Raw genomic sequence first — 25,022 nt, forward strand, 5'->3', positions numbered from 1 at the left:
CGCCCTTACGGGCGGTCCCTCTTTTCTTCCTTCTCGTCGGGATACGGGGACTATGCCCCGCATCCCTGGTAAATTGCTTCTCCCCATATCGTGCCACACTTTTTGATGACTCGTGTCATCGCTCAAGCGTGAAGCCGACTGAAACACCATAGGTGTAGTACGCATTACTAGAGCTGACGGGGCCCGCTTTACCTAGCATCAGCACTTTTTGATTAAGACCTTCATACGACGAGCGCAGCCACGCCCCAAAAAAACCACCGATTGCGTTTCCAGTGATTGAGTTTGCAATGCATGGTCTTCTTGCATATTCAACGCCTTCGAATGTATATTTAAACTTCTTATATACACTGCCTTCTAATGGATGGTTATAAACACTATAGCTTATCATATCCGCCACTTCATTTGAACTAAATAACCACAGTTTATCATTTGTTGTTTTTAGATTATCTTCATTCTTCTGATTATTTACGGAATCATACTTCACTTTACGCTTTCCGATTGCAGCCTGCAGTTCTTGCGGGAAGGTTGCGAACAGACAGTTATATGGTGTATAAATGTTTGCAGACTTATTCACATCACTTGATGCATTATTACTGTAGTTATTCTCTCCTTTGTCGGTCAAATCGTCTGCACCGTTTAGCATTGCACGGATCCTGGTCGCTCCCCATCCATCTGTGTTGGTTCCATAAGTTCCGCCATTTGGATGCCATCTCAGATTTTCAAAACAGGTTCCTTTATTTGTTACAAGTTCATAGTACAAGGTGCTTGGACCATCTCCGGTTTCCATGATAGGATCAAATTGTTCACTTAAGATCGTCGTTGTTGTATTTTTACTAAGTGCTACGCTGTGAGTACAACCTTCTTTAATACAATCTTCATATACGTATGGATCTGTCTTATTCCATTCGATAATCGTGTTCCAATTATCATTATGTACACAACGATGCTCATGTCCTGCCTCTGTTATTCCACTTGGATTATGGTTCTTAAAGCGCTGTACATAATTCTCTCCCAGTGCCGGGCCAAAGGTTAATCCTCCTTTTGAGATATTACCAGTTGCTTCATCATATACATCATCCACACAGATTCCATAGATTGCTACTGCATATTTCATCGGTGGCTTATAGTGAGCATAGACGGTGATATCCTCTGTTAAGTTTTTAACAGGATTTCCTGACTTATCCACCTCATATTTTGTTCCATCTTTTTCCTGTGTATACCATCCAATGAAACTATTTCCTTCTTGTTTTGGTAAAGCATATGTTCCACTCACTAAACTTCCATCTGCTGAATATACCATCTCATTTATAGTCACACCACCTGCAAAGGTTCCTCCATTTGCATCAAAGGTAATCGTATATCCTTTGAGATCTTTCGACGGTTTCTTCGTGGAAATTGTCATATTCGGAATCTCTCGTTGAGCATTTGTCTTACTGTCTTTCCAGATTTTTGTAAGCTTTACCACTCCTCCTGTCGGAATATTTTTGAAATCATAGATCTGTGCTGAACTTATTGTTATCTTTTGAAGTCCATCGATCGTAAAGTCCCCATTACTCTTTACAACAACGGTATAAATCGTTGTATTTAATTCATAGTTTTCCGGTGCCTTTGTCTCTTTCAGCTGATAAGTTCCCGACTCCAGCCCTTTGATCGTTACGATTCCATCACTGCCAGATACTCCTGTTTTGTCTGTATTCGTTCCGTAATCGGATATTCCGGTCAAGGAGAATTCTGCACCTTCCAGATAATTATTTGTTCCATAAGTGCTGGTCTTTATAAACCGGATACTGTGCAGTGGTTCGTTTGTGATCGTGTAAGTACTGTCTGTATCTCTCTTCACTTCGCTTCCATCCGGATTACGAAGGATTACCATACCGCTTTCATTCACCTGAACCGTCCATTCTGTCCGGCTTAAGATATAACCATCTTTCGCCTTTGTCTCAGAAAGCTTGTATGTTCCAAGTTCCAGGTTATTGAATGTCACCTCGCCGGCGTCATATTTTCCTGCATCTTTTCCTTCGGATGCCGCCTGTTGGAATACATCGTTTCCATAATCAGACGTTCCGGTCAGAAGGAATTCCACATCATTGATTGGATTTTCTGTAATGCTGTCTATTTTCTTAAAGTGCAGATCTCCATGAATACGAGGTGCATCTTTTACAAGGAACTGTCCGTTTGCATCATGGCTCTGTCCTGGCATTGTTACAGTTCCCTTTCCGTCAATCTTCACAGTGTAGACGGTTGTGTTTAATAACCAGTCATTCGTACAGGCTGTTTCTAAGAGTTCGTAGGTTCCTTTCTCAATCTCTGTAAAGCTGAATTCTCCGTTTCGGTCAGATACCTTCGTAGTCTCGTAGGTTGTTCCGTAATCAGAAGTTCCGCGAAGCAGATAGGTCGCTCCGGATGCAGGAATTGTATCATCTGTCTCATCCACCTTTTTCAGCCTAATATCTCCGGTCACACGGTAATGCAGCGAAGTATAATCCTGATGTAAGAACTGCGGTGTTCCTGCTGAAGTTGCGTCTTCTCCGTGGAGAAAGTTCTGCTGCATATAGATATTATTATAAGCCACCGGATCCGCATCATTCGTGCTGTCTGACTCTGGTGCTTTCATATAAAGGGTAAAGGAAAGAGACTTCTGTCCTTCCAGAATAAATTCTGATCCATCTGTCTTCTTGCTTGCATCGACTGCGACAGCATGTGCATCCTCAAGCTTATGCGTCTTTAAGAATTCATTATATTCAATCCATACCAGTGTTCCATCTTCCTGTTTTTCTGTCAGATCATGATGCTGATTGAGATTCATCCGATCCACGGTTGACAGGTATACAACCGGCTGGATTCCATTCTCTCTTAATGTAGAGACATCGATTCCTGTAAGTGTTCCTTTCCAGTCGGATACTTTTACTTCTGTAGTCTGTCCCGATGAATTATAATAACTTTCCAGTGAATCATAGAAGATCAGATTTTTACAGCGGGTCACTTTATTGTTCGCCACACGGATCCTGTAGGAATAGTTTCCACCCTGGTTCACATAAGATTCGTTCCGATACTCGTCTTCTTTTTCATTCTTGACTTGTTTTTTCAGACCATTGTTTCCTGCCATCAGAACATGGATATAATGTCTGGCTTCTGCATAGAGGAATTTATTTCCACTTGAAGCGGCATCCAGTCCTGCCATCAGATTCTTTTCTGTGATCGAACCACCATCATCCGGCGATCCACTCGCGATTTTCGCATTCCCAGTCTCATATGCTGCTGAATTCAACAGATTTTTGCCGTGATCCTGGATCGCATCATAATCATGTGAGGTCTGATAAGAAACCTGATACCCTGTTGTAGTTGGCTCTTTGATCTGTATCGTCACCAACGTGCGTCCTGTATCCTTATAATTTTCTTTTAATGTAATGTTATAATTTCCGTCATTTAATTTTGACCCGGAAGCCTGCACTTCAACAGAGCTTCTTGTCAGCGCTGCCCCTGCCGGAAGCAGATCATAGAAAGTACCGGCATCCTGACGTAAATAATGTGATCCGTCATTATCTGTATAACGCTCCTGCACCTGCACACGCCAGTTTACAAGATACCGTTTCTTGCGTTTATCATTTTTTGTCTGTGTGATATCTTTTCGTATATCGGAGGTCGATATCACCTTCTGAATGTAGTCTGATCCGCTCCGCGTTCTCTGAAAGATAATTCTCTCTCCCTGCTGCATCGTGCTTTCTGCCTGATTGTTCAGCTCGACCTTCGTTTTTTCTCCGATGATTCCAAGGACATTCGCTGTTCCTTTCAAAGAGACGGACAGATCCATATTCAGAGTGGTATAGTAGTAAGCATTCGCACAAGATAACCGTACTCCTTTGACTCCGGCTGCGAATGTCAGATTTCCGCCGGAACTATCCGTTACCAACGTGCTCTCTGTAGATTCATAGCTGCCTGTCTTCATACTGTAGACCGCTGCTTTTTTCCATGCATTAGCCCCATCTTTTGTACCGGTACGAACTTCAATTGTTATTTTGTCTTCGTCTTTGTAGTTTTGAATCGCTGTTTCTGTAAAACTTTTCTTATCTTCGTTATAGGTAGCAGTACGCATCTTTGCGCTCCACCGGATTCCAAGGATATCATAGTCCTCATCGTTGAGTGATGTTCCTTCCAGAGATAAGGTATCATCAACAAGCTTATAAGATACCTTCTTCTTACCATAATGACCTGCCAGTGCATCTGCTTCTGTTCCTGGTTCTTTCCCTTCCTCTAGCGTGTATGGATACGGATATCCTGTCATGGACATACTAAATTTTAATGGATCTATGGATTCTTTCGTTTCACTGACAAGTTCATCCAGTGTATAATCTGAGATATCCTGTGAAGAATATACTCTTGAGTCCTGACCATAGATACCATATTTCTCTGAGTACAGTCCCGCAGTTGGAATCTCGTAACCCGGATCATTCTTCTCCTGGTTCTTATAGGTCCATGTCTGTGAGGCATCCGCTGTGGTTGAAGAATCCTTTCCGTCTGTTGCTGTCACAGTTGCTTTGATCTTATTGGAGAGCGTATAATTTTTATCTGTTTCCAATTTCTCATCTGCCTGTGTTTTGCTATAACGGGTCAGTACATAGTCATAACGGGTTCCATCCCAGCGGTTGTTTTCTGAGGTATTCTTCTTTGTAAATGTACTTTGTCCTGAGAATTTATACCCCACCACGTCTCCTGACAGATCCGTGAACGAATCATCCAACTGAAACGTATAAGGGGACGTAATCTTGTTGACAGAACTTCGAATTTCCCACACCAGATAATAATATTGTTCCGCATCTGCCGGTTTGTCTCCCCATCCGCTTTGCCATTCGCTATAATAAGACGGATTTGGCATTTTCTGTGTCCATGCAATCGTAGCATGGGTATCTATATATACCGGATCACCTGTCGCTGTTTTCTCATCACTGGTCCCATTTGTTCCCTTTACCTGAATCGAAGCGGTCATCTTATCAGATGGTTCCATATCTTTATAATCTAATGTGGATTTCGTCGTACTGTATCCAACTTCGATATAACCTGCATTTGTAGTGGTTTTTTTATAATTAGAAATGATTACTTTATTATTCTCTTCATCAATCTCATAGACAAAGTCTATGTCATCCCCTTCCTGCACTTCTGACTTTAAGAGATACGGACATTCGAATGTATCTGCCCAGTTTCCATCCCTGTCTTTTAAGATGTGCAGCGGAAGTTCGAATCTCAATGCTCCCGGCTCGTCTGAAACAAAATAAGACAGATTATAGACAAACAGATGTCCTGATGCCGATTCTGTCGGATTCCATACCCATTGACTGGCTGAATTCTTCGTAGCTCCATCTGAAAAAACGACATTAAGCTGCTCCACATTTACTTTATCTTCCGAAGCCACGGAAGCTGTTTCTCCTGCCACTGTACCGGAAGGACTTTTCTGAAGTTTTGGTGCCTCTGTTTTCTCCTCTTTTTTCTCCTCTTCCTGTTTCTCTGTTGTCTCTACAAACAGGAATGGACTCATGCTCTCTGTTTTGAATTCAATGTACGCAGGAGCATCCTCTGTCTTATCATAAAACTGGTAGTCCAGTTTCTCCCATTCATTTCCTTCTTCTGTTTTTTTCTGATGATAAAGAAGTAACTTTTCCTCCTGATTCAGTGCTTTCAACTGCTGATAAAGTTCTTCCTCACCTGGTGTTATGGTTACTGTTACTTGTTCTTTCTTTTCCTGTTCTTCTCCGGCTTCATTTACAAAGCCGATCTCCATTGGAAGGTTCACTTCCAAAAGTTCTTGTTTGTCTTTCTCAAGATAGAGGTTTAAAGACTTCTTCAGATTGTCAAGACCTTCTCCCTCTAAGACATTGATCTTTCCGACAGCATCTTCCGGAAAGTCTGTCTGCGCTGTCAGTGTCACAGACAGTTCCGGACTGATCTTTTGCTGTGCATCTTCTTTTTGTTTCTCTTCCTGTTCTTCTCGCTGTGCTGTATTATCTGCCTGCAGAACATTGGCCGGCTGTACCTGTTCCTGATCTGCTGTAGTTTCCTGTGGCTTCTGGCTCTCCTGTGCTTCCTGTGGTTGCACTTCAGACTGTTCCTGTAAGTTGTCATTTTCCGGCGTTTCATCCTCTGGCACTGCATCTACTGCATCTACTTCTTCCGGATCTATTTCTTCCGCCTGAACCTGACCGATGTGTTCAAAATGTGGCAGGATAGAGCTGTTGACCATAGCCATGATCAGACAAACGCTTAAAATCCTTCGATACCATTTTCTTTTATCTGATGGATTCTGGTTGTTATTCATGCTCTTTTTCCTCCCCTCTTCTTCTGTATTTCTTCCAAAATGCAAGTATCAGAAGTATTCCTGACGCACCCAGGATTACACTCCACTGTAACAGATCTGTCGCATCTCCTGTTTTTACTTTTTGTTTGGTTTGCCTCGTCTGTCTGGTCTCGGTTTTTCCCTTCGCTGTATCCGGGTTGTTCTGAGACGGTTTTTCTGCTTCCCTTGTATTTTTGAATACAAGTTCTGCTTTCTTCTCATCCGACCCTTGCAGATAAAGGATTGGCTGGGCGAATAATTTGCCTTCCTCATTTTCTATCACACAGACATCAACCTGATATTCTGTGCTGTCATACGTGGTCTTCTTATCCGCCCCGGCAATCTGGCTGACGGTGTAGTAATAGGTTCCCGGATAGGAGTAACTTATCTGGAAATATCCTTTTTCTCCGCTTTTCAGTCCCAGCTCCGTCTGTATTATCTCTTCAAATTCAGACGGAGCTCCCTTTATCTGATATTGGAAAGTTTCTTCCGAATCAACTTTTTCACAAGAAACCGGAATGCTGACTGTTACCGACTTTTCTGTATGCTCTGCCGCCTCCACACTTATGGAGTTACATACCGCAGCACTTAGCAGTGTCATGACCAGTATTGTAATCGCTATGACATTCTTTTTCTTATCATGCATTCGTACATAACTCCTTTCTCGTATAGGGTTTCTTCCCTGCATACTATCTACCTTCCTTATCGGATTACTCTGCGTCATCCTCTTTCTTTCTCATCTTGATTGTTACCATTCCGGCTGCACCAAGTAATGTTACGGCTGCGAATGGGGCAACTGTCATGATGACACCTGTTGGGATGACACCTGCACGGGTGTTGAGGTAACCTGTTGTAAGGTCAGTAGATACGATTTTTCCATCAACCGGTGCGGCTTCTGTATTTGTCTTTGTTGTTACAACTGGATCGTCTTTTGTATTCGCTGTAGACTTGTAATCTTCTGTATTCTCTGTTACTTTATAGTCTGTATTTTTTGCAATACCCTGAACAGTTACCTGCTGTCCGTGCTGCAGATAGAATTTCTGTGTTGCTTTACCAGTAGCGTCTGTTGTAATAGATGTAACATTTGCTTGTCCAGCATTTGCTTTAATTGTTGCTGTATTTGTTCCTGATGTAGCGTCTGCGTCGTCAATAACAACATTATATTTTGTATTTGGCTGTGCCTTATCAATATTCAGAGTAAACTCGAAGTATTTATCACGGGAAGCCTGATTACCTGTAACCTGTTTTCTAAGAGTCAGGTCAGATGTATCATAGCTGTTTGTAAAGCCCTGGGATTTTGTTTCTACATATTTGCCAGTAGAACCAGCGTTCTCTCCAGCTGCTACGTCTGGCTCATCGTTTTCATTGGAATGCAATACATATCCTGCGATTGTCAGTTTCTTTGTAAATGTTCCATCAACATCTGCAGATGCGTCATTTACATATACATCAAGAACTCGAGTTAGGTCAGCATCGTTTGTAATAGCCTGGTTAGTACCGGACTCTGTGATGATATAACGATATACACCTGGTTCTGTAAATGTAACTGCTGATAAATCAAGTTTAGCTGTCTTCATAGCATATTTCTGTTTTGTGCTATCTAGATCCTTTACATAAGCATCTTTTGTTGCGTCATGTTTATCGGAATTATCGCCCTGTTTGAACACGATTTTGTTTGCCTCAGCGCCTTCTCCAACTCCTGCCATAGTGATCTTATCTGCATCAACACCAGCGAGAACCTGGAACTGCTTTCCATTAACATCGTAAGCCTTTGCATTACCTGCTGTTACTGCATATGTGAATGTTGCATTCGGTACATTTGCTTGACTGTCCATTACCAGATATTTGTCAAAAGTAGTTGTTTTTGTTCCTTCAATTGTACCGTAATTTGTTCCTGCCGCAAATACTGTTGTTCCGTTCAACAGCATTGCCATAGTTAACATAGTTGCTCCTGTTTTTGCAATAGTTCTTTTTTTCATAGTCTTTTCTCCTTTTTTCTTCTTTGTTTCGTATAATTAAGCAAGTAGACTTCTTGCTAATTATCATGTGTTTTTGTCGGATGTGGATTCGTCAGTTCTGCGAATACAACAACTCGGTAGACAGAATCCGGATATTTGCAGGTAGACAGTGCCACGATCCGGGTATCTTCTGTCAGATGTTCCTCTACATCTTTTCTGTAATTTTCTGATGTCTTTCTTATATGATCGATGATGTCTTGTAGCTTATAGGTTGTCGGTGAGAAGATCAGATCATCTGTCGCTTCCGTATTCATAACAGCAAAGAGATTAAGATCATAGGTCGTATCCCCAACGATCAATTCTCCCTTCGTATGCTTCTTGAAAAAATCTTCTTTTAGATAAGAATGAAGTGACCCGAACATATAGTTTCCTTCCATGTGATGACCGTAGATCAAAGAATAGGAATCTGTGAAATCCGGCTGATTCCGAAAGTCCAGGAAGATAGACCCTGACAGGGAATAATCACCGTATGGATCTTTATTCAGATATTCTTCATTATCAATACCCTGCATGACAGGATAATCAATATTCGTACCTTCCAGAGATACCCACGCCACCATATTTCCTACAATTTCTCTGTCAACTTCTTCCGCTTCATAGCCTGGTTTATGTTTCAACAGACTCGTATCATTTGCATGTTGATAGACAAGGTAACTGTCGATCAATGCATATAAACCGATCAGAAACAGTAGAACACAGATCAGAAAAACGAACGCATCTTCTATCTCACTTAAGATATGGATAACTTTTTTAAACTTGCTCATGTGATTTTCCCCAATTTTAAAAATTCCTTCGTCTCATAAGGAATAAAAGCTTTCCTTTGATCTGACTCTTTTTAATTCCACCGAGCTCCCGGCTGTCAGTTGTGATCTGCCGGAAATCATTTAAAATAAAGTATTCATCTTCTTTTAGCAACAGCGGATAGTTCACCTTCCCCTTTTCCGCTTTATAAGTCTCATATGGATTTTCTTCAATCGGCTGATAATCATTGACCAGATATCCGCCTTCTTCTGCAAATGTAACACTTTGACCTCCGGATGCAACAATGCGTCCTACCCGCTCTTTCCCCTTTTCATCCTCATAGAGGACAACATCATTCAGATAGATCTTGTCTAACCGGTAGAAGATACAGAAGTCTCCATCTTTCACATATGGATACATGCTGTTTCCCGTCATTCGGAAAATCTGGAATACAAATGTCAACAGACACACGATAATCAAGATCAGTACAACTGTTTTTCGTATAAAACGAAATAAAAACCTGTATTTTCCCACTTTTTTCTTTTTGTCTTTGGTATTTTCTTCCACCAGCGAACTCCCCCATCCGAGTTAATCTATCTATAATGTCCTATGATTTCAACAATACGTTTATTCTTTCGAACTTTTTCACTAATTAATTATATATTTTTAATATTTTTTGTGTAATGCGCCAAATGGTTATATTTTAGCCCTCTCTTTTTGTCTAAAGTGTGCCAAAAAAATAATGAGCTATCGCACGAAGCGACAGCTCATTATTTTAATCTCTTATGAACTTTATCTGATTTTTTCACTACATCTTTTCAACAATCCGCATCAGCATCAATCCGTTACGGACAATCAGCATTTCTGCCGGATTACTAAAGTCTATCCCTGTTATCTCTACAATCTTACGCAAGCGATACATAATTGTTCTATAGTGGACGAACATCTCTTTTGAGGTTTTCTTCTGACTTTGATTATTGTTCAGAAAGCATTCTAACGTATCAACCAAATCTCCTTTTTTCTGAGTATCATAATCATAAAGTTTACACAAGGATTCCGGTATACAGGCCCACAGTTGTTCTTTGTTCTCATGTTTTGCAAGCATACGGAAAAAGCCTAGTTTTGAAGAATCCACAACGGATCTGTCTTTATCTCCAATCACAGTTCGAATCATATCTATATATTCGATCGCTGTCTGAGAATCTTCAAACGATTCTTTCAGTTGTGAGTATCCTTTTACGCGCTTTCCAATACCGATCACGAAATTGATCTCTATTTCTTTTTGAATCAGTTGATTTTGTATGCTCTGTTGAATATTCTCCAGGTTCTTCCTGAAATCGTATTCGCTTTCTTCGTCCTGTTCTTTATGAATATAGATAATCTGATTCGTATTACAATAAATATAGCTTTTTGGTAACAGATGCAGAAGTTCTTGTTTTACAAATTCTGTTGTTTCCAATTGAAGTGGAGTGAATTTTGCTGCATTGTCTGGCGGCACCAGACAACAGGTAATGACCCGGAACTCATCTGTTTTCTTAAGGCCCAGGATATCTGCCACTTCTCTAAGTTCGGTGTTGGTAAGAGAACCATTTAACATGCGGTAGCCAAGATCTTTATGGTATTTCTTTGCAATGTTCTCTTCTGCTGCCCTCCGCATCAAAAGATATTGTAAAACAACAATTGCATTTTCCAGACTGATAAAGTCTAATGCGGTTAATGCTTCATTTTTTTCCGTGATAACCAGATAGAATCCCATCTGTGTATAAACATTAAATTTCTTGATGTATTCTGTATACACTCTCGTCTGACGCAGATAGGGATATTTTGCAACCGTGACATCGGGTCTGTATTCTTCCACTTCTTTAGCAAATTCAAACCCTGTCAACGTTGGATCCGTAGTAGCAATGCAATTCCTGTTTTCATCATATAAGGACAATGGATTTCCAACCATTCTGTCTATCTGCTGAAGAATATTATCAATATTTTTCAAGATGTCTAATTCATTTAACAGAAGTACACTCAGATTATCATGTGTTGTTTTAAAATAGGACAGCTTTGCGATCTTCAGATCGAATATCTGCATCAATACATATTTAATAATTCCCCAATAATACATATCTGCCGGTATTTCTATAACCGGCAGATGATATTCTTCTGAATACTGCATCAGAAGATCAAACAATCTTTTTTGTGACTCTGTCTGTTGATTTCTCTTTACAATAAATCCACTGATCTGTAACTTTACGAATTCTTCCATATGTTTCTGAAATTCGCTCTCACTGACGCCTTCATATGCTTTCAGACTTGTCATGAGAATTTCTCCGCCGGCCAAATATCTTTCCATATCCGATGTCTCGATAATCTGGATTCCGCTTATCTCCTTATTGCCCCCCCAGAAGCACTATTGAGCAATTTCATCCCCGGAAACTGATTCGAATCAAGCAGATCTTTTATTGTATAGTTCATGGATCTCTCTCACTCTCTTTTCCCCAGTCGGAGATCAATTCTACAGATGCAGAACTCTCTCCTTGATCTCCTGCGTTCTTCCCTGATTCCAGAACTGCGTTCCGATATATCCGCAGGTACGTCTTGCAACATTCAGTGTATCCTGATTGCGGTTTCCGCAATGCGGACACTCCCATACGAGCTTTCCTTCCTCATCTGTTATGATCTGGATCTCTCCGTCATATCCACACTCCTGACAGTAATCGCTCTTTGTATTCAGCTCCGCATACATAATGTTGTCATAAATGAAACGGATGACCTGAAGTACGGCTGCAATGTTGTCTTTCATGTCCGGAACTTCTACATAGCTGATGGCTCCACCGGAAGAAAGTGCCTGGAACTGAGATTCAAACTTCAGTTTTGAGAAAGCATCAATCTCTTCTCTGACAAATACATGATAGCTGTTTGTAATATAACTCTTATCTGTAATTCCAGGAACAATGCCAAATCTCTTCTGCAGACATTTTGCGAACTTATAGGTTGTACTTTCAATCGGTGAACCATAGATACTGAAAGCAACGTTCGTCTCCTCTTTCCACTGGTTACATGCATCGTTCATGTGCTTCATAACATCCAGTGCAAATGGTGTAGCCTCCGGGTCTGTATGGGATTTTCCTGTCATATATTTCACACACTCGTAAAGTCCTGCATATCCAAGAGAAATCGTTGAATATCCTCCATAGAGAAGTTTATCAATCGGTTCTCCCTTCTTCAGGCGGGCAAGTGCTCCGAACTGCCACAGAATCGGTGCTGCGTCAGACAGTGTTCCTTTCAGACGGTTGTGTCTGCACATCAATGCGCGATAGCAAAGTTCCAGTCTGTCATCAAAGATCTTCCAGAACTTATCCATATCTCCACCGGAAGAAAGTGCAACATCAACAAGATTGATCGTAACAACTCCCTGATTGAAACGTCCGTAGAACTTGTAATTCCCGTTCTCGTCTTTCCATGGGCTTAAGCAGCTTCTGCATCCCATAACCGGGAAACAATTTCCTTCTTTAAGCTCTTTCATCTTTTTCTCGGAAATGTAATCCGGAACAAGACGCTTTGCAGTACACTTTGCAGCAAGTTCTGTCAGATAATAATATTCGCTTCCTTCTTCGATATTATCTTCTTCCAGAACATAGATCAGTTTCGGAAATGCCGGTGTCACCCATACTCCTGCTTCATTCTTAACTCCCTGATAACGCTGACGAAGTGTCTCTTCGATAATCATCGCCAGGTCTTTCTTCTCTCTCTCGTTCTTTGCCTCGTTCAAATACATGAAAACTGTAAGGAACGGTGCCTGTCCGTTTGTTGTCATCAGTGTGATCACCTGATATTCGATTGTCTGGACACCCTTTGTAATCTCTTTCTTCAGTCTTCTCTCTACGATCTCATTGAGCACATCTTCCGGATATTCCATTCCGACCAGTTCCTGCTCGCTGATCACTTCCTTGCGGATCTTCTCTCTGGAAACATCTACAAACGGTGCCAGATGAGCAAGTGAGATGCTCTGTCCACCATACTGGTTACTTGCAACCTGGGCAATAATCTGAGTTGCGATATTACATGCTGTAGAGAAGCTGTGTGGTTTTTCAATCATTGTACCGCTGATCACGGTTCCGTTCTGAAGCATATCCTCCAGATTCACAAGATCACAGTTGTGCATATGCTGTGCATAATAGTCAGAATCATGGAAGTGAATGATTCCTTCTCTGTCTGCCTCCACAATATCATGTGGGAGAAGCATTCTTGTTGTCAGGTCACGGCTGACCTCTCCTGCCATATAATCTCTCTGTACGCTGTTGACTGCCGGGTTCTTGTTCGAGTTCTCCTGCTTTACATCCTCGTTGTTGTACTCAATCAGTGACAGAATACGATTGTCTGTTGTATTCGCCTTACGTACGAGGGATCTCTTATAACGATATCTTACATACTTACGTGCAAGTTCAAAAGCTCCGGTAGCCATAATCTGATTCTCTACCATATCCTGGATCTCTTCTACGGATACTGCACGATTCAACTTGTTACACTTGAATTCCACATATTCTGCGATATCTTCAATCTGGCTGTCTGTCAGCGTACGCTCCCCATTATCCTTATCCGCTTTCGTCACAGCAACCACAATTTTCTGTATATCAAATGTCTCTTCCGACCCATTTCGCTTGATAATTTTCATTGATCAGTCTCCTCACTTTTTCTTATTCTTGCACGATATCTTGTGTTTTATCCGTTTCTATCGTGCTGTCTGATACTTATTCTAATACAAAATATAGTATAATGCAATCCCCAAAACACAGTATCATGTATTTTCAGAACATCTGCTACATTTTTTGAGTTTTTCATTTAACTGATAATCTTTACTCCATCTGTTATACAAAATCAAAACTGTCTATGAATTATCTGTCTACTCATTCTCCTTTCACACCTGCGGAAAAGGCAGCCAACGGTCCTTATTCAAGGACTTTGGCTGCCTTTTCTTTCGTTTTATTTCAGGTAATAATTCTATTTATTTTTCGAATTCACAGATAATTCGGTCAATTCTTTTTCTAATAAGATCCGTTATGTTTTGCATGGAAATCTCTTGTCTCTTTGATGATCACTCCGTTCAATGCAAGAAGTGCGATCAGGTTCGGGAATGCCATCAGTGCATTGAAGATATCTGCGATATTCCATACTGCTTTTACTGTCATATAAGGTCCAATGAATACTGCAAGGATATACAGGATACGATATCCCATTACAACTCCTTTATTTCTGTTAAACAGGTATTCCACGCATCTCTCGCCGTAATAGTTCCATCCGAGAATTGTTGTGAATGCAAAGAATACAAGACACAGCATCAGGGAGAATGTCGCTACGAACGATGGGAATGGAAGTCCTTTCTGGAAAGCATCCATTGTGATTGCCACACCTTCAAGTTCCGGGTTCAGCCAGGAACCGGCGATCACGATAGAAAGTCCTGTCATTGTACAGATTACAATTGTATCAATAAATGTTCCTGTCATAGACACAAGTCCCTGACGGACCGGTTCTTTTGTTCTTGCTGCAGCTGCTGCGATCGGTGCACTACCAAGTCCGGACTCGTTTGAGAAGATTCCTCTTGCAACACCTTTCTGCATTGCTACGAACATGGATCCAACCGCTCCTCCTGCAAGTGCACTTCCTGTAAATGCAGATTTCACGATAGAAGCCAGTGCTGTCGGAACAGCTGTGATATTTGTAATAATGATGATTACTGCAAGTCCTACATAAAGAACTGCCATAAATGGTACGATAATTTCTGATACTTTAGCAATTCTCTGGATTCCTCCAAGAACTACAAGACCTACACACACTGTCAGGAATAATCCTGCGATCACAGTAGCCCATGAATAATTTCCTCCGAACAGGGAAATTGTATGTGCCATATCCGGATCAAAGAAATTCTTAACCGCTGATGCAATACTGTTTACCTGTGTAAATGTACCGATTCCGAAGAGACCAACTCCGGCTCCGAAGAATGCGAAAATCTTCGCAAGCCATGTCCACTTCTTACCCATTCCATTTTCAATATAATAGAATGGTCCGCCGAGTACATGCCCGTCTTCGTCGATTGTACGATATTTGATTGCCAGAAGACCTTCTGCGTATTTTGTCGCCATTCCAAAGAATGCCGCAATAACCATCCAGAACAATGCTCCCGGACCACCAAGTGCGATTGCTGTTGCAACACCTGTGATATTACCGGTTCCGATTGTTGCTGACAGAGCCGTACAAAGTGCCCCAAAGCTGGTCACTTCTCCGCTACCGTCTTCTTCATCTTTAAACATGAATTTGAAAGCTTTGCCAAGATGCCTGATCTGTACAAGACCAAGTCTGGCTGTTAGAAAGATACCTGTTGCCATGATGAGGCAGATCAACGGAAGCCCCCACACAGCATTGTCGATTGCAGTGATGATTTTGTCGATTTGTGCAAACATTTCTTTATTCCTCCATCCTTTTGCCTGAGAGACTCGCGGCATGTAACTGCATCCATGACCGCTTACACCTTCGGCGCTCTTTTTAAAGAGACTCTCCTGAGTATTGCTGTCATTCACGTCAGATGTAAATGACAGCAAGTTTTCTCTTTCGTGCTTTAACACGATAAAATTAAGAATAGCACTATGTTATAAGAAATGCAATACGTTTCAAACATTTTTTCAATTAAGAATACTAATATTTATTAATAAACATTAACAATAAGATTATTCTGCCAGCTCTTTTCCTGCTGCCTTAAGTTCTTCAAGTACGTCATCCTCCGGAGCCTCATTTGCGATGATTCCTTCTTCACGGATCAACTGTGCCCCAGCATTTTTCATGCGGTCTGCCCAGTCTCTCATCCATTCTCCGTCTCCCCATCCATAAGAACCGAACAGAAGAATCTTCTTCCCTGACACATAAGATTCCAGTTCTTCTACAAATGGTTCCATCTCAGATTCTTCAAGCACCTCTGCCCCCATCGCCGGGCACCCAAGCGCAAATGCAGCTTCTTCTGCCACTGTCTTTGCATCTGCATCCCCTACTTCCAGAAGTTCTGCTTCCTGACCTGCCGCTTTGATTCCTTCGGCAACCGCCTCTGCCATTGCCTGTGTATTACCGGTTCCACTCCAATATACAACTGATATACTCATTTTATAAATTCCTCCACTTTCTTTGATTCAATGCAATTTCACGGATGTTTTTCCCATCCAGATACTCATTCACCGCACAAACCTTTGCACGGTCATATTCATGAAAAATCATTCTCGCTTTTTCAGGATTACTATATACTTTCCAGTATCCTGTCATAATAAAATCTCTGCCTTCTTTTTCAATAAAGCTCTGCACATCTGCCGTCGGATATCCGAGAAAAGCCCCAATCTCATGTGGGAATCCAATTCCTTGTGCAGTACACTCGCAGATACGTTCTGACAGATGTGCCAGCATTTCCTCGATATTGCTTTCCTTATATCCGTATTGTCCGATCAGTTCGCGGAGTTTTGGCTGGTTCATATATTCTTCCAGCTCTTTGGGGCGATAGAAAAGGACAAGGCATTTCCCCTCTGAGCAAGATAATTTATAAAAATCGATCTCCATCCCGGAAAACATTTCTTCCAATTCAGAATATGATTCATTTTCCATTGAAATCAGGCCAGATACTTTAAGCCCTTTCAGAAAAGGCGCACACTGTAATATAACCTGAAACCCAAGCCTCACCTTCCGGTCTTTATTTTTTAGATAGTAGGATAATACTTCCGTCGGCATATCGTTCTCCTTAGCTTTATTTTGAGAATAGTTTTCATTCAAGTATTATGTTAACATAAATGAAAATGATTTTCAATACAGTTTTTGAGAACTTTTCTCATTACCGTGATGGCATCTTACTGCTCATTTCTTATGGTAATTCCGCATAAAACTTTTTCAAATTTTAACACTTTTTTAGTTGTTACTCACATATCTTTAGTGTATAATGAATTTATAAATATTTGAGAGGTGAGAAAATCTCAAACATTATACACACTTACATAAAGGAGAGATTCGCCATGGTAAATTTAATCACAGGCCCAAGAGGCAGCGGAAAAACACAGCAGATGATTGATCTTGCAAACGAGAAGGTTAAGACTTCTTCCGGTAATGTCGTATTTATTAAAAGGAGCAGCAAAGACACTTATTCTGTAGATTTCAATATCCGTGTCATCAAGATGGCTGATTATCCTGACATCCTTACCTTAGAAGAATTCGTAGGTTTCCTCTATGGTATGGCTGCTGGCAATCACGATATCGAGGCTGTTTTCATTGACAGTATCTTAAAGCAGGCTAATATCACATTAGAAAGTCTTCCGACATTCATCGAGAAATTAAATAAGATTTCCGAAGATGCCAAGATTGACTTCTACCTCAGCGTCAGCGCAGATAAAGCTGAGATTGCAGATGTTGACACACTTGGATGCACAGTTCTGTAAGTATTTACAACGTAGTGTAACACAGGATTCGCCCTTCTGGGTCTGAATTAAATGTTTTCAGGAATCAAAAAAGAAGTACTTCCGTTTTCCGGTTGTACTTCTTTTTTTCGCTTCTTTCTCTTATTCTGTCTGTGCAGAATCCCCTGCCGTATCTTCTGCCTGCTCTTCTTTCGCAGCTTTTGTGCTGATCTGTTCACTCGCTTTTCCATTCAGGGAAAGAACTGTATCCACCTGCTCCCCCTTCTTATACTCAACTGTGACTTCATCTCCGACATTAAACCGGATAATATCAATAAAATCTACAACAGATACATCAAAGATCTCATCCGAACCTTCAAGCATGATATAATAATGAGAATCACCGTCTATAACGCCCTGGGCGATCTTTGTGATCTTAGCTGTCAGTGTCTCTACGGATCTTGTATCCTCAGCTTCTGTCTTGATCCCGTTCTTATACATCAGATTAGTGTAAGACTCCTCGCATTCACTGACCGTATCTCCAATTGCAACAATCTGATATTTCTGCACATTTACCATCGCATACTTCTTCACCAGACCGGCATCATCCTTCAATGCAATGAAATAGGTCGGTTCACCGGAAATATTTAAAAGCAGTGGGAATGTTGCCGTATAGTGCAGATTCTGTACCTGCCCTTCTGCGGAAGACATCGCTGAACTCTCTGTTGCTCCTTCAATCTCATAGAACTTTGTCTCCATTGTTCTCTGATTCATCAGAACAAACCCTACATTCGATTGGTCTCCGGTAATCGAGGTAACACCTGTGTATACCCATACATCGTCATCGATTGCAAGATAATTGTATCCGTCAGTTGTATTCAAGCAGTCTTTCTGCCCCAATACACTATTAAAGAAACCATGTTTCAATGTTCCGTGATAATTATAAAGCTCAACTAACAGATCTGCGGAATATACTCTGTCAACCCACTGTGGGACATCCTCAACTGCATAATCCTTCGTTTCTCCTGTGATCGCATTGCAAAGTACAACTCTTCCGATTGTTGTTCCACCGAATAATCCGATATTGTACTTCTTCACCGGGCAAATCCAGTACGGAACCCCGTCTTCATCAATTTCAAAACTCAGATCATTAAAAATATAGGTCGGATAGTTAAATCTCAGATGACGGTAAATATTTCTGTTAAAATGATCACTTGTCGTGTACTTCATCCCTTCACTCAGTTTTACGAGTTCCGTATTCTGTGTTGCCATATCAATCTTGATATAGGCCGGGATTCCTTCTCTCATGTTCGTAAACCATTTGATCACGCTGGCATATTTCAAAGGAGAAACTCTCACCGGCTGATCCTGATAGTTGATCTGGGAATACAGTTCATCTACCTCGAACTGGGATACCATATCTACCATACTTCCCATCTTCCTGTCACCGAGAAGCTCTGCTGAATCCTTATCCAGCAATGGAATCTGATCAAAAGATAATTCTTCGATATCTTTCGTAAATTCTCCATTCTTCACCGTCAAAAGTTCCTGATACTTCTTCGCATTCACAATTGGAGAAGACAAAACTGATCCTGCCACATATGCGATCACAAGCACCGCAAGGATTCCAAGGATCACCTTTAATCCCTTTGACTCTTTCCAGTCGTAACGGTTTAAATTTTTCTTTCTGATAAATACCACAGCTGCCAGAATGACCAACACCACAAGATACATCCAGAATTCTGAGGCATGAATATTGATCGCCGGGAGTGTCACATAGTAATAGATTCCAATCAACAGAATCACTCCTATGACAGCTGTCACTTTCATTTTAAATTTGTTCATCTCACCTCTTCCTTTCTTTCATTTTACGTAATTGTTCAGAGCCAACCTCCAAAATGCTACGCATTTTACACCTGTTTTTTGAAATTTTGCTTAGCTCTGAACAGTTACCATTTTATCATATAAAAATAAAATGTGCGAAAAAATCTGTTTCATTCAAATTTTTCCGCACATAATTAACAAAAAATCGTCTAGAATCTTCTTCTCCAAAGTTCCGGAGAAAGAAGAAGCAGGTATGGGAAGATCTCTAATCTTCCAATCAGCATATCAAAGCAGAATACCAGCTTGGATACTGCTGAAAATGGGTGGAAATTCATCACAGGTCCTACCTTTGAAATTCCAGGTCCTACATTGCTCATCGTAGTAAGTACTCCACTAAATGTTGTCGCAAAATCAAAATTATCAATAGAGACAAGTAAAATTGATACAATCATAATTATAATGTAACACGTCAGATAGAGATTTACATTCTTCAATGTATCCTGTCCGATTTTTTTGCCATTGACTTTGATGATCGTAACGGCGTTCGGATGTAACATCTTACGCACTTCTCTGCGGATTGATTTCACGATGATCAATAAACGGCTTACTTTAATACCTCCTCCGGTGGATCCTGCACAGGCTCCCACAAACATAAGTGCCAATAATATTGATTTCGAGAGTTCCGGCCACTGGTCATAATCTGCGGTTGCAAATCCGGTTGTCGTAATGATCGAACCGACCTGGAAAGATGCATAGCGGAATGCATGTGCAACCGTTCCATAAATCTTGAGGATATTTCCTGTGATTATAGCGATTGACACACCTACTATTCCAAGATATGCCCACAGCTCTTCATTTTTCAGAATGGATTTCCAGTCTTTGAGCAATATGAAAAAGTACAAGTTAAAGTTAATTCCAAACAAAATCATAAATACTGTGATCACACCATCAATATATGCACTGTCGTAGAAGCTGACGCTTGCAGCTCTATTAGAAAATCCTCCCGTTCCGGCAGTACTGAATGCATGTAAAAGTGCATCATACAAGTTCATTCCGCCAAAAAGCAGAAAAACCACTTCTGCTGCTGTCAGAACAAAATACATTCCATATAAAAGTCTTGCGGTATGTCTTGCCTTTGGGACAAGCTTATCCGCCTCCGGTCCCGGTACTTCCGCACGCATGAGCGGCATTGCATTCTCATCATCCAGAGATGTGATCATCATAACAAATACAAGTACCCCCATACCACCGATCCAGTGTGTAAAGCTTCGCCAGAAGGAAATTCCCATTGGCAGAGCCTCGATGTCTACCAGGATTGTAGATCCGGTTGTAGTGAAACCGGAAATCGTCTCAAAAAGTGCATCAACATAATGTGGAATACTGCCCGAAATTACAAACGGAAGCGCTCCGAATGCGGACCATAAAATCCATGCAAGCCCAACAATAACAAAACCTTCTTTTCCGTAAATCTGCTTTGAAGCCGGAAGCTTCCTTCCGAACACCATATAAATTACGAGCAAGATTGCTGCTACAATCAGAAAAGAAATTACGCTTTTTTCATGATATATCAGGGAAACCAACGCTGGGATCAGAAGAAGTAATCCTTCGACTCCCATCATTTTTCCCAAAATATATACTATCATCTTCTTATTCATCGCGCTGCACCTACATTAAAATATCTTTAATATCTTCAATCTGTTTTTCCATCGTGATAATGATCACATTATCTCCTACCTGAATACAATCATCTCCGCTCGGAAGAATGATCTGACGTTTTCTTGCAATACATGCAATCAGATTATTCGGTTTCAACGAGAGATTCTTCAATGGAATTCCTGTATAATTTGTCTCAGCCTTAACAATAAATTCCAGTGCTTCAACTTTGTCATCAACCAATTGATACATTGTCTCAACATTCGCACTTCCCTGAGAGTTTTTACGCGCTCTGACATAACTCATGATTGCGTCTGCTGTAGCTGTTTTAACAGAAACAATACTGTCAATTCCAAAGTCTTCTACCATACGTGCGCGTCTGTCTTCATTGACTTTCGTAACAATTTTGTCCACATTCTGACTCTTTGCAAAAAGAGAAAGTATAATGTTCTCTTCATCCATCCCTGTCAGGGAAACAAATGCATCCGCTTCATCAATCCCTTCTTCTACAAGAAGATCGTGATCTGTTGCATCTCCATTAATAATGGTTGCTTTTGGAAGTAATTCGCAAAGTTCTTCACATCTCTGGCGATTCTGTTCTATAATCTTCACCTGCATACCAAGTGTGCTAAGCTGAAGTGCAAGATAGTAACCAACTCTTCCGGCTCCACAAATAATGACTTTTTTGATTTTGTCCTTACGCTTTCCATTTGCTTTAAAAAATGCCTCTAAATCTTTATGAGATGCCGCAATATGCAGACGGTCTCCTGCACGCATCCTGTATTCTCCATCTGGAATGCAAACTTCATCTCCATGTTCCACTGCACAGACAAGCAGACGGATCTGGAACCGGTTATACATTTCCGCAAGGCTTAACCCTGCCAGGCTGCTTCCCTCCGCAACCGGTAATTCAATCAATTCTACACGTCCCTTCACAAAAGTCTCCACCTGACTCGCATCCGGGAAGAGCAGAAGTCTGCTAATCTCATCTGCCACGATAAGTTCCGGGTTTACAGCCATACTAAGATGCAGATCTTCTTTCAGAAGTCCGATCTGACGATAATAAATCGGATTACGCACACGGGCAATCGTATGTCTTGCACCTAATTTTCTGGCGATCAGACAGCTTAACATATTGCATTCATCTGCTGATGTACAAGCAATCACCAGGTCGGCATGCGCTACATCTGCCTGTTTAAGTACTTCTGCGTCTGCGCCATCTCCCGTCACGCAGGCAATATCCAGACGATCCATAGCAAATCTCAACTTATTTTCATTACTGTCAATCATTATAATGTCATATTTCTCGGCGGAAAGTTGCTTGGCAAGCTTGTAACCAACCTTTCCGTCACCGATAATAATAATCCTCATTTTCTTATCCCTCATATTATTATAATAATCTTATAACTGCTCTACACAGTCACTTTATGTCACTGTTCACAGGATTTCATAAACAACAACATACCTGTCTAATGCAGACAGGCAGATGAATTATAGCATCTTTGTTTTGAAAGTACAACCATATTCTCAAACTTGTGATTTTTTTGTGAAATACAATGTTACTGTTTTTTCTAAAACAAGCAATAAGAGCGTGCTACCCACTCCTTTTTATCAGCCGGATAACACACTCTTTGTATTGCCTGAATCTTTAATTATGCTTCTTCTGCTCTTGCAGCAATTTCTTTCTCCTGTACATCAGATGGAGCCTGCTCATATCTTGCAAATGTATATTCGTAAGATCCTCTTCCACCTGTCATGGAGCGAAGTGTTGTGCAATAGCCAAACAGTCCTGTCATTGGAATATCTGCTTCAATAACCTGCTTTCCTCCGGCTACCGGTGTCATGCCAAGCACACGGCCTCTGCGTTTGTTCAGGTCTCCCATGATATCTCCTGTGTAATCATCCGGAACTGTAACTTTCAGGGATGCGATTGGTTCAAGAAGTACTGGAGATGCCTCCAGGAATCCTTTCTTGAATGCCTGGATTGTAGCTGTCTTAAATGCCATCTCCGAAGAGTCTACCGGATGATAGGATCCGTCGTATAAAGTAGCTTTCACACCAACTACCGGATATCCGGCAAGAGGTCCTTTCACTACAGATTCCTGCAAACCTTTCTCTACCGCCGGGAAATAGTTCTTCGGAACTGCTCCTCCAACAACACATTCTTCGAATACAAATGGAGTTTCGAGATCTCCTGATGGTTCGAATTTCATCTTAACATGTCCGTACTGTCCATGTCCGCCGCTCTGTTTCTTATACTTGGAATCAACGTCAGAATTCTTACGGATTGTCTCACGGAATGCAACTTTTGGTGTCTCCAGTGTGATCTCTACTTTATATCTTGCCGCCAGTTTACTTGCTACGATCTCAAGGTGCTGCTCACCCATTCCATAAAGAAGAGACTGTCTGTTCTCACTGTCATTCACAGCTTTCAATGTAACATCTTCTGCTGTCATTCTTGCAAGAGCCTGTGATACCTTATCTTCATCGCCTTTATTCTTTACGCGATACTTCATATATGTATATGGTACAGAATAATCTGTCTTTGCATAAGATACCGGTGTTCCCTTTACGGAAAGAGTATCTCCTGTTCTTGTATTTGTCAGTTTACCGATTGCTCCGATATCACCTGCGAAAAGCTCTGTCACTTCGCTTGGCTTACTTCCGCACATGGTATAAAGTTTACCTGGTTTCTCTTCTGCGTCTGTGTCTGCATTATAAAGTACATCATCTCCTTTAAGTACTCCGGAGCATACCTTTACGAAAGAGTATTTTCCAATAAATGGATCTACCATTGTCTTAAATACATACGCTGATTTTGCTTTTGCGAAATCATAATTTGCTTCAAAAATCTCGTTTGTTCTGCGGTTGATTCCTGCACAGGTTCTCTTATCCGGACTTGGGAAGAAACGAACAATATCTGAAAGCAGATTGGCTACTCCCTGTGCCTGGATATTGGATCCCATCGCAACCGGTACGATATCCCCATCCATTACTTCTGTTCTCATGGCTGCACGGATCTCTTCTATAGAGAATTCCTCACCATTAAAATAGCGCTCCATAAACTCTTCACTTGTCTCTGCCACAGCTTCCATAAGAGAATCTCTCAAAATCTCAAGGTTCGGCATACAGTAATCCGGAATCTCGCACTCTTCTCTCTGTCCAATGCCTGTATATCTTCTTCCGGCATTCTTAATAATATTAATATATCCTACAAGCTTCTCATTCTCACGGATCGGCTGGAAATGTGGTGCGATTTTCTTTCCATATCTCTCTGTCAGATCTGCTACTACCTGACGGAAACTTGCATCATCCACATCCATCTCTGTCACATAGATCATTCTCGGCAGATTATATTTGTCACAAAGCTCCCATGCTTTTTCCGTTCCAACCTGTACTCCTGCCTTACCAGATACTACGATAACCGCTGCATCTGCTGCACTGACTGCCTCTTCTACTTCTCCGACAAAATCAAAATATCCCGGTGTGTCAAGAATATTGATCTTCGCTTTCTCCCACTCGATCGGTACCAGACTTGTGCTGATTGAAAATCCACGTTTCTGCTCCTCTTTATCAAAATCGCTCACCGTATTGGATTCGGAAATCTTTCCCATACGATTCGTTGCACCTGATACGTAGAGCATCGCCTCTGCAAGACTTGTCTTTCCGCTTCCACCATGACCAAGTAATACCACATTTCTGATTTCGTCTGTTCTGTAAACCTTCATACTGCTGCCTCCTTGTTATGTAGCTATTATGCACATCGTTTTTTTGTCATCGATATACATACCATGGGTATATTGTACTAAATATTCTGATTAATTACAACTATTTTTTACATTTTATACAATTTTAACTTTCTATCATAAAGCTATTCTTTGAAAACACTCCGCTTATATATAGAAGCAATATTGTGTTGCTGTTCACACAATGTGCGACCAGCAACACAATATTACCAATTTACTTTTACAGAGCAAAGTGTTAAAATACGAATATATGTTTCTTACTGATTTAAGATTTCTGAACAGTAAGATATGTTTTGCACAACAACAG

At 41.0% G+C, this 25,022-nt stretch carries 15 protein-coding genes and 1 riboswitch; of the genes, 1 reads left to right on the forward strand and 14 read right to left on the reverse strand.

What is annotated here, in order from left to right; genetic code table 11:
* Positions 1 to 115 precede the first annotated feature (115 nt).
* From LI126_RS04745 to LI126_RS04790, 10 genes are all read right to left on the reverse strand, one after another.
* A complete protein-coding gene (locus tag LI126_RS04745; protein WP_227164939.1) occupies positions 116 to 6,307 on the reverse strand; it encodes a SpaA isopeptide-forming pilin-related protein in 6,192 nt (2,063 codons plus the stop codon).
* The gene (locus LI126_RS04750) at positions 6,300 to 6,971 is read right to left on the reverse strand and encodes a Spy0128 family protein (RefSeq protein ID WP_227164940.1); all 672 of its coding nucleotides are present in this window, start codon (positions 6,969 to 6,971) and stop codon (positions 6,300 to 6,302) included. The genes LI126_RS04745 and LI126_RS04750 overlap by 8 nt, the downstream gene beginning before the upstream one ends.
* Positions 6,972 to 7,035: 64 nt before the next feature.
* Entirely contained in the window at positions 7,036 to 8,304 is a 1,269-nt protein-coding gene (locus LI126_RS04755) for a DUF7601 domain-containing protein (protein ID WP_227164941.1), read from the reverse strand.
* 56 nt (positions 8,305 to 8,360) lie between these two features.
* Positions 8,361 to 9,107 carry a class B sortase gene (gene srtB, locus LI126_RS04760; RefSeq protein WP_227164942.1) on the reverse strand — a complete coding sequence of 249 codons (747 nt, stop codon included), beginning with the start codon at positions 9,105 to 9,107 and terminating at the stop codon, positions 8,361 to 8,363.
* 16 nt (positions 9,108 to 9,123) lie between these two features.
* Entirely contained in the window at positions 9,124 to 9,651 is a 528-nt protein-coding gene (gene lepB, locus LI126_RS04765) for a signal peptidase I (RefSeq protein ID WP_227164943.1), read from the reverse strand.
* Between the two features lie 241 nt (positions 9,652 to 9,892).
* The gene (locus tag LI126_RS04770) at positions 9,893 to 11,461 is read right to left on the reverse strand and encodes a helix-turn-helix domain-containing protein (protein ID WP_227164985.1); all 1,569 of its coding nucleotides are present in this window, start codon (positions 11,459 to 11,461) and stop codon (positions 9,893 to 9,895) included.
* A gap of 129 nt (positions 11,462 to 11,590) precedes the next feature.
* Positions 11,591 to 13,750: an anaerobic ribonucleoside-triphosphate reductase gene (nrdD, locus tag LI126_RS04775; RefSeq protein ID WP_227164944.1), complete on the reverse strand. Its 2,160-nt coding sequence runs from the start codon at positions 13,748 to 13,750 to the stop codon at positions 11,591 to 11,593.
* Positions 13,751 to 14,120: 370 nt separating this feature from the next.
* Positions 14,121 to 15,533: an alanine/glycine:cation symporter family protein gene (locus LI126_RS04780; protein WP_227164945.1), complete on the reverse strand. Its 1,413-nt coding sequence runs from the start codon at positions 15,531 to 15,533 to the stop codon at positions 14,121 to 14,123.
* A gap of 2 nt (positions 15,534 to 15,535) precedes the next feature.
* A riboswitch (glycine riboswitch) is annotated at positions 15,536 to 15,642 on the reverse strand.
* 155 nt (positions 15,643 to 15,797) lie between these two features.
* Entirely contained in the window at positions 15,798 to 16,223 is a 426-nt protein-coding gene (locus tag LI126_RS04785) for a flavodoxin (protein ID WP_015527880.1), read from the reverse strand.
* A gap of 1 nt (position 16,224) precedes the next feature.
* Positions 16,225 to 16,836, reverse strand: coding sequence for a DUF3793 family protein (locus tag LI126_RS04790; RefSeq protein ID WP_227164946.1), 612 nt, complete (start codon positions 16,834 to 16,836; stop codon positions 16,225 to 16,227).
* 278 nt (positions 16,837 to 17,114) lie between these two features.
* On the opposite strand from LI126_RS04790, the gene LI126_RS04795 reads away from it, so the two are divergent.
* Positions 17,115 to 17,534 (forward strand): hypothetical protein, encoded by a 420-nt coding sequence (locus LI126_RS04795; RefSeq protein WP_020435926.1) that lies wholly within the window; start codon positions 17,115 to 17,117, stop codon positions 17,532 to 17,534.
* Positions 17,535 to 17,654: 120 nt separating this feature from the next.
* Here LI126_RS04795 and LI126_RS04800 read toward each other — a convergent pair whose 3' ends face one another.
* The 4 genes from LI126_RS04800 to LI126_RS04815 all read right to left on the reverse strand — a co-directional run bounded on the left by LI126_RS04800 (position 17,655) and on the right by LI126_RS04815 (position 24,697).
* Entirely contained in the window at positions 17,655 to 19,337 is a 1,683-nt protein-coding gene (locus LI126_RS04800) for a hypothetical protein (protein ID WP_055170889.1), read from the reverse strand.
* 188 nt (positions 19,338 to 19,525) lie between these two features.
* A complete protein-coding gene (locus LI126_RS04805) occupies positions 19,526 to 20,971 on the reverse strand; it encodes a TrkH family potassium uptake protein (RefSeq protein ID WP_055170886.1) in 1,446 nt (481 codons plus the stop codon).
* 10 nt (positions 20,972 to 20,981) lie between these two features.
* Positions 20,982 to 22,340 carry a Trk system potassium transporter TrkA gene (gene trkA / locus LI126_RS04810; RefSeq protein WP_117497308.1) on the reverse strand — a complete coding sequence of 453 codons (1,359 nt, stop codon included), beginning with the start codon at positions 22,338 to 22,340 and terminating at the stop codon, positions 20,982 to 20,984.
* A 281-nt stretch (positions 22,341 to 22,621) separates the two neighbouring features.
* Positions 22,622 to 24,697: an elongation factor G gene (locus LI126_RS04815; protein WP_178741316.1), complete on the reverse strand. Its 2,076-nt coding sequence runs from the start codon at positions 24,695 to 24,697 to the stop codon at positions 22,622 to 22,624.
* Positions 24,698 to 25,022 lie beyond the last annotated feature (325 nt).

It is taken from the genome of Mediterraneibacter sp. 210702-DFI.5.30 (genome assembly GCF_020560115.1).
Classification (GTDB): domain Bacteria; phylum Bacillota; class Clostridia; order Lachnospirales; family Lachnospiraceae; genus Mediterraneibacter; species Mediterraneibacter faecis.

Excerpts from the sequence above, each read along its gene's own strand:
- LI126_RS04745 (WP_227164939.1), bottom strand. The coding sequence starts at position 6,307 with ATGAATAACAACCAGAATCCATCAGATAAAAGAAAATGGTATCGAAGG.
- LI126_RS04750 (WP_227164940.1), bottom strand. The coding sequence starts at position 6,971 with ATGCATGATAAGAAAAAGAATGTCATAGCGATTACAATACTGGTCATG.
- LI126_RS04755 (WP_227164941.1), bottom strand. The coding sequence starts at position 8,304 with ATGAAAAAAAGAACTATTGCAAAAACAGGAGCAACTATGTTAACTATG.
- srtB (WP_227164942.1), bottom strand. The coding sequence starts at position 9,107 with ATGAGCAAGTTTAAAAAAGTTATCCATATCTTAAGTGAGATAGAAGAT.
- nrdD (WP_227164944.1), bottom strand. The coding sequence starts at position 13,750 with ATGAAAATTATCAAGCGAAATGGGTCGGAAGAGACATTTGATATACAG.
- LI126_RS04780 (WP_227164945.1), bottom strand. The coding sequence starts at position 15,533 with ATGTTTGCACAAATCGACAAAATCATCACTGCAATCGACAATGCTGTG.
- LI126_RS04785 (WP_015527880.1), bottom strand. The coding sequence starts at position 16,223 with ATGAGTATATCAGTTGTATATTGGAGTGGAACCGGTAATACACAGGCA.
- LI126_RS04790 (WP_227164946.1), bottom strand. The coding sequence starts at position 16,836 with ATGCCGACGGAAGTATTATCCTACTATCTAAAAAATAAAGACCGGAAG.
- LI126_RS04795 (WP_020435926.1), top strand. The coding sequence starts at position 17,115 with ATGGTAAATTTAATCACAGGCCCAAGAGGCAGCGGAAAAACACAGCAG.
- LI126_RS04800 (WP_055170889.1), bottom strand. The coding sequence starts at position 19,337 with ATGAACAAATTTAAAATGAAAGTGACAGCTGTCATAGGAGTGATTCTG.
- LI126_RS04805 (WP_055170886.1), bottom strand. The coding sequence starts at position 20,971 with ATGAATAAGAAGATGATAGTATATATTTTGGGAAAAATGATGGGAGTC.
- trkA (WP_117497308.1), bottom strand. The coding sequence starts at position 22,340 with ATGAGGATTATTATTATCGGTGACGGAAAGGTTGGTTACAAGCTTGCC.
- LI126_RS04815 (WP_178741316.1), bottom strand. The coding sequence starts at position 24,697 with ATGAAGGTTTACAGAACAGACGAAATCAGAAATGTGGTATTACTTGGT.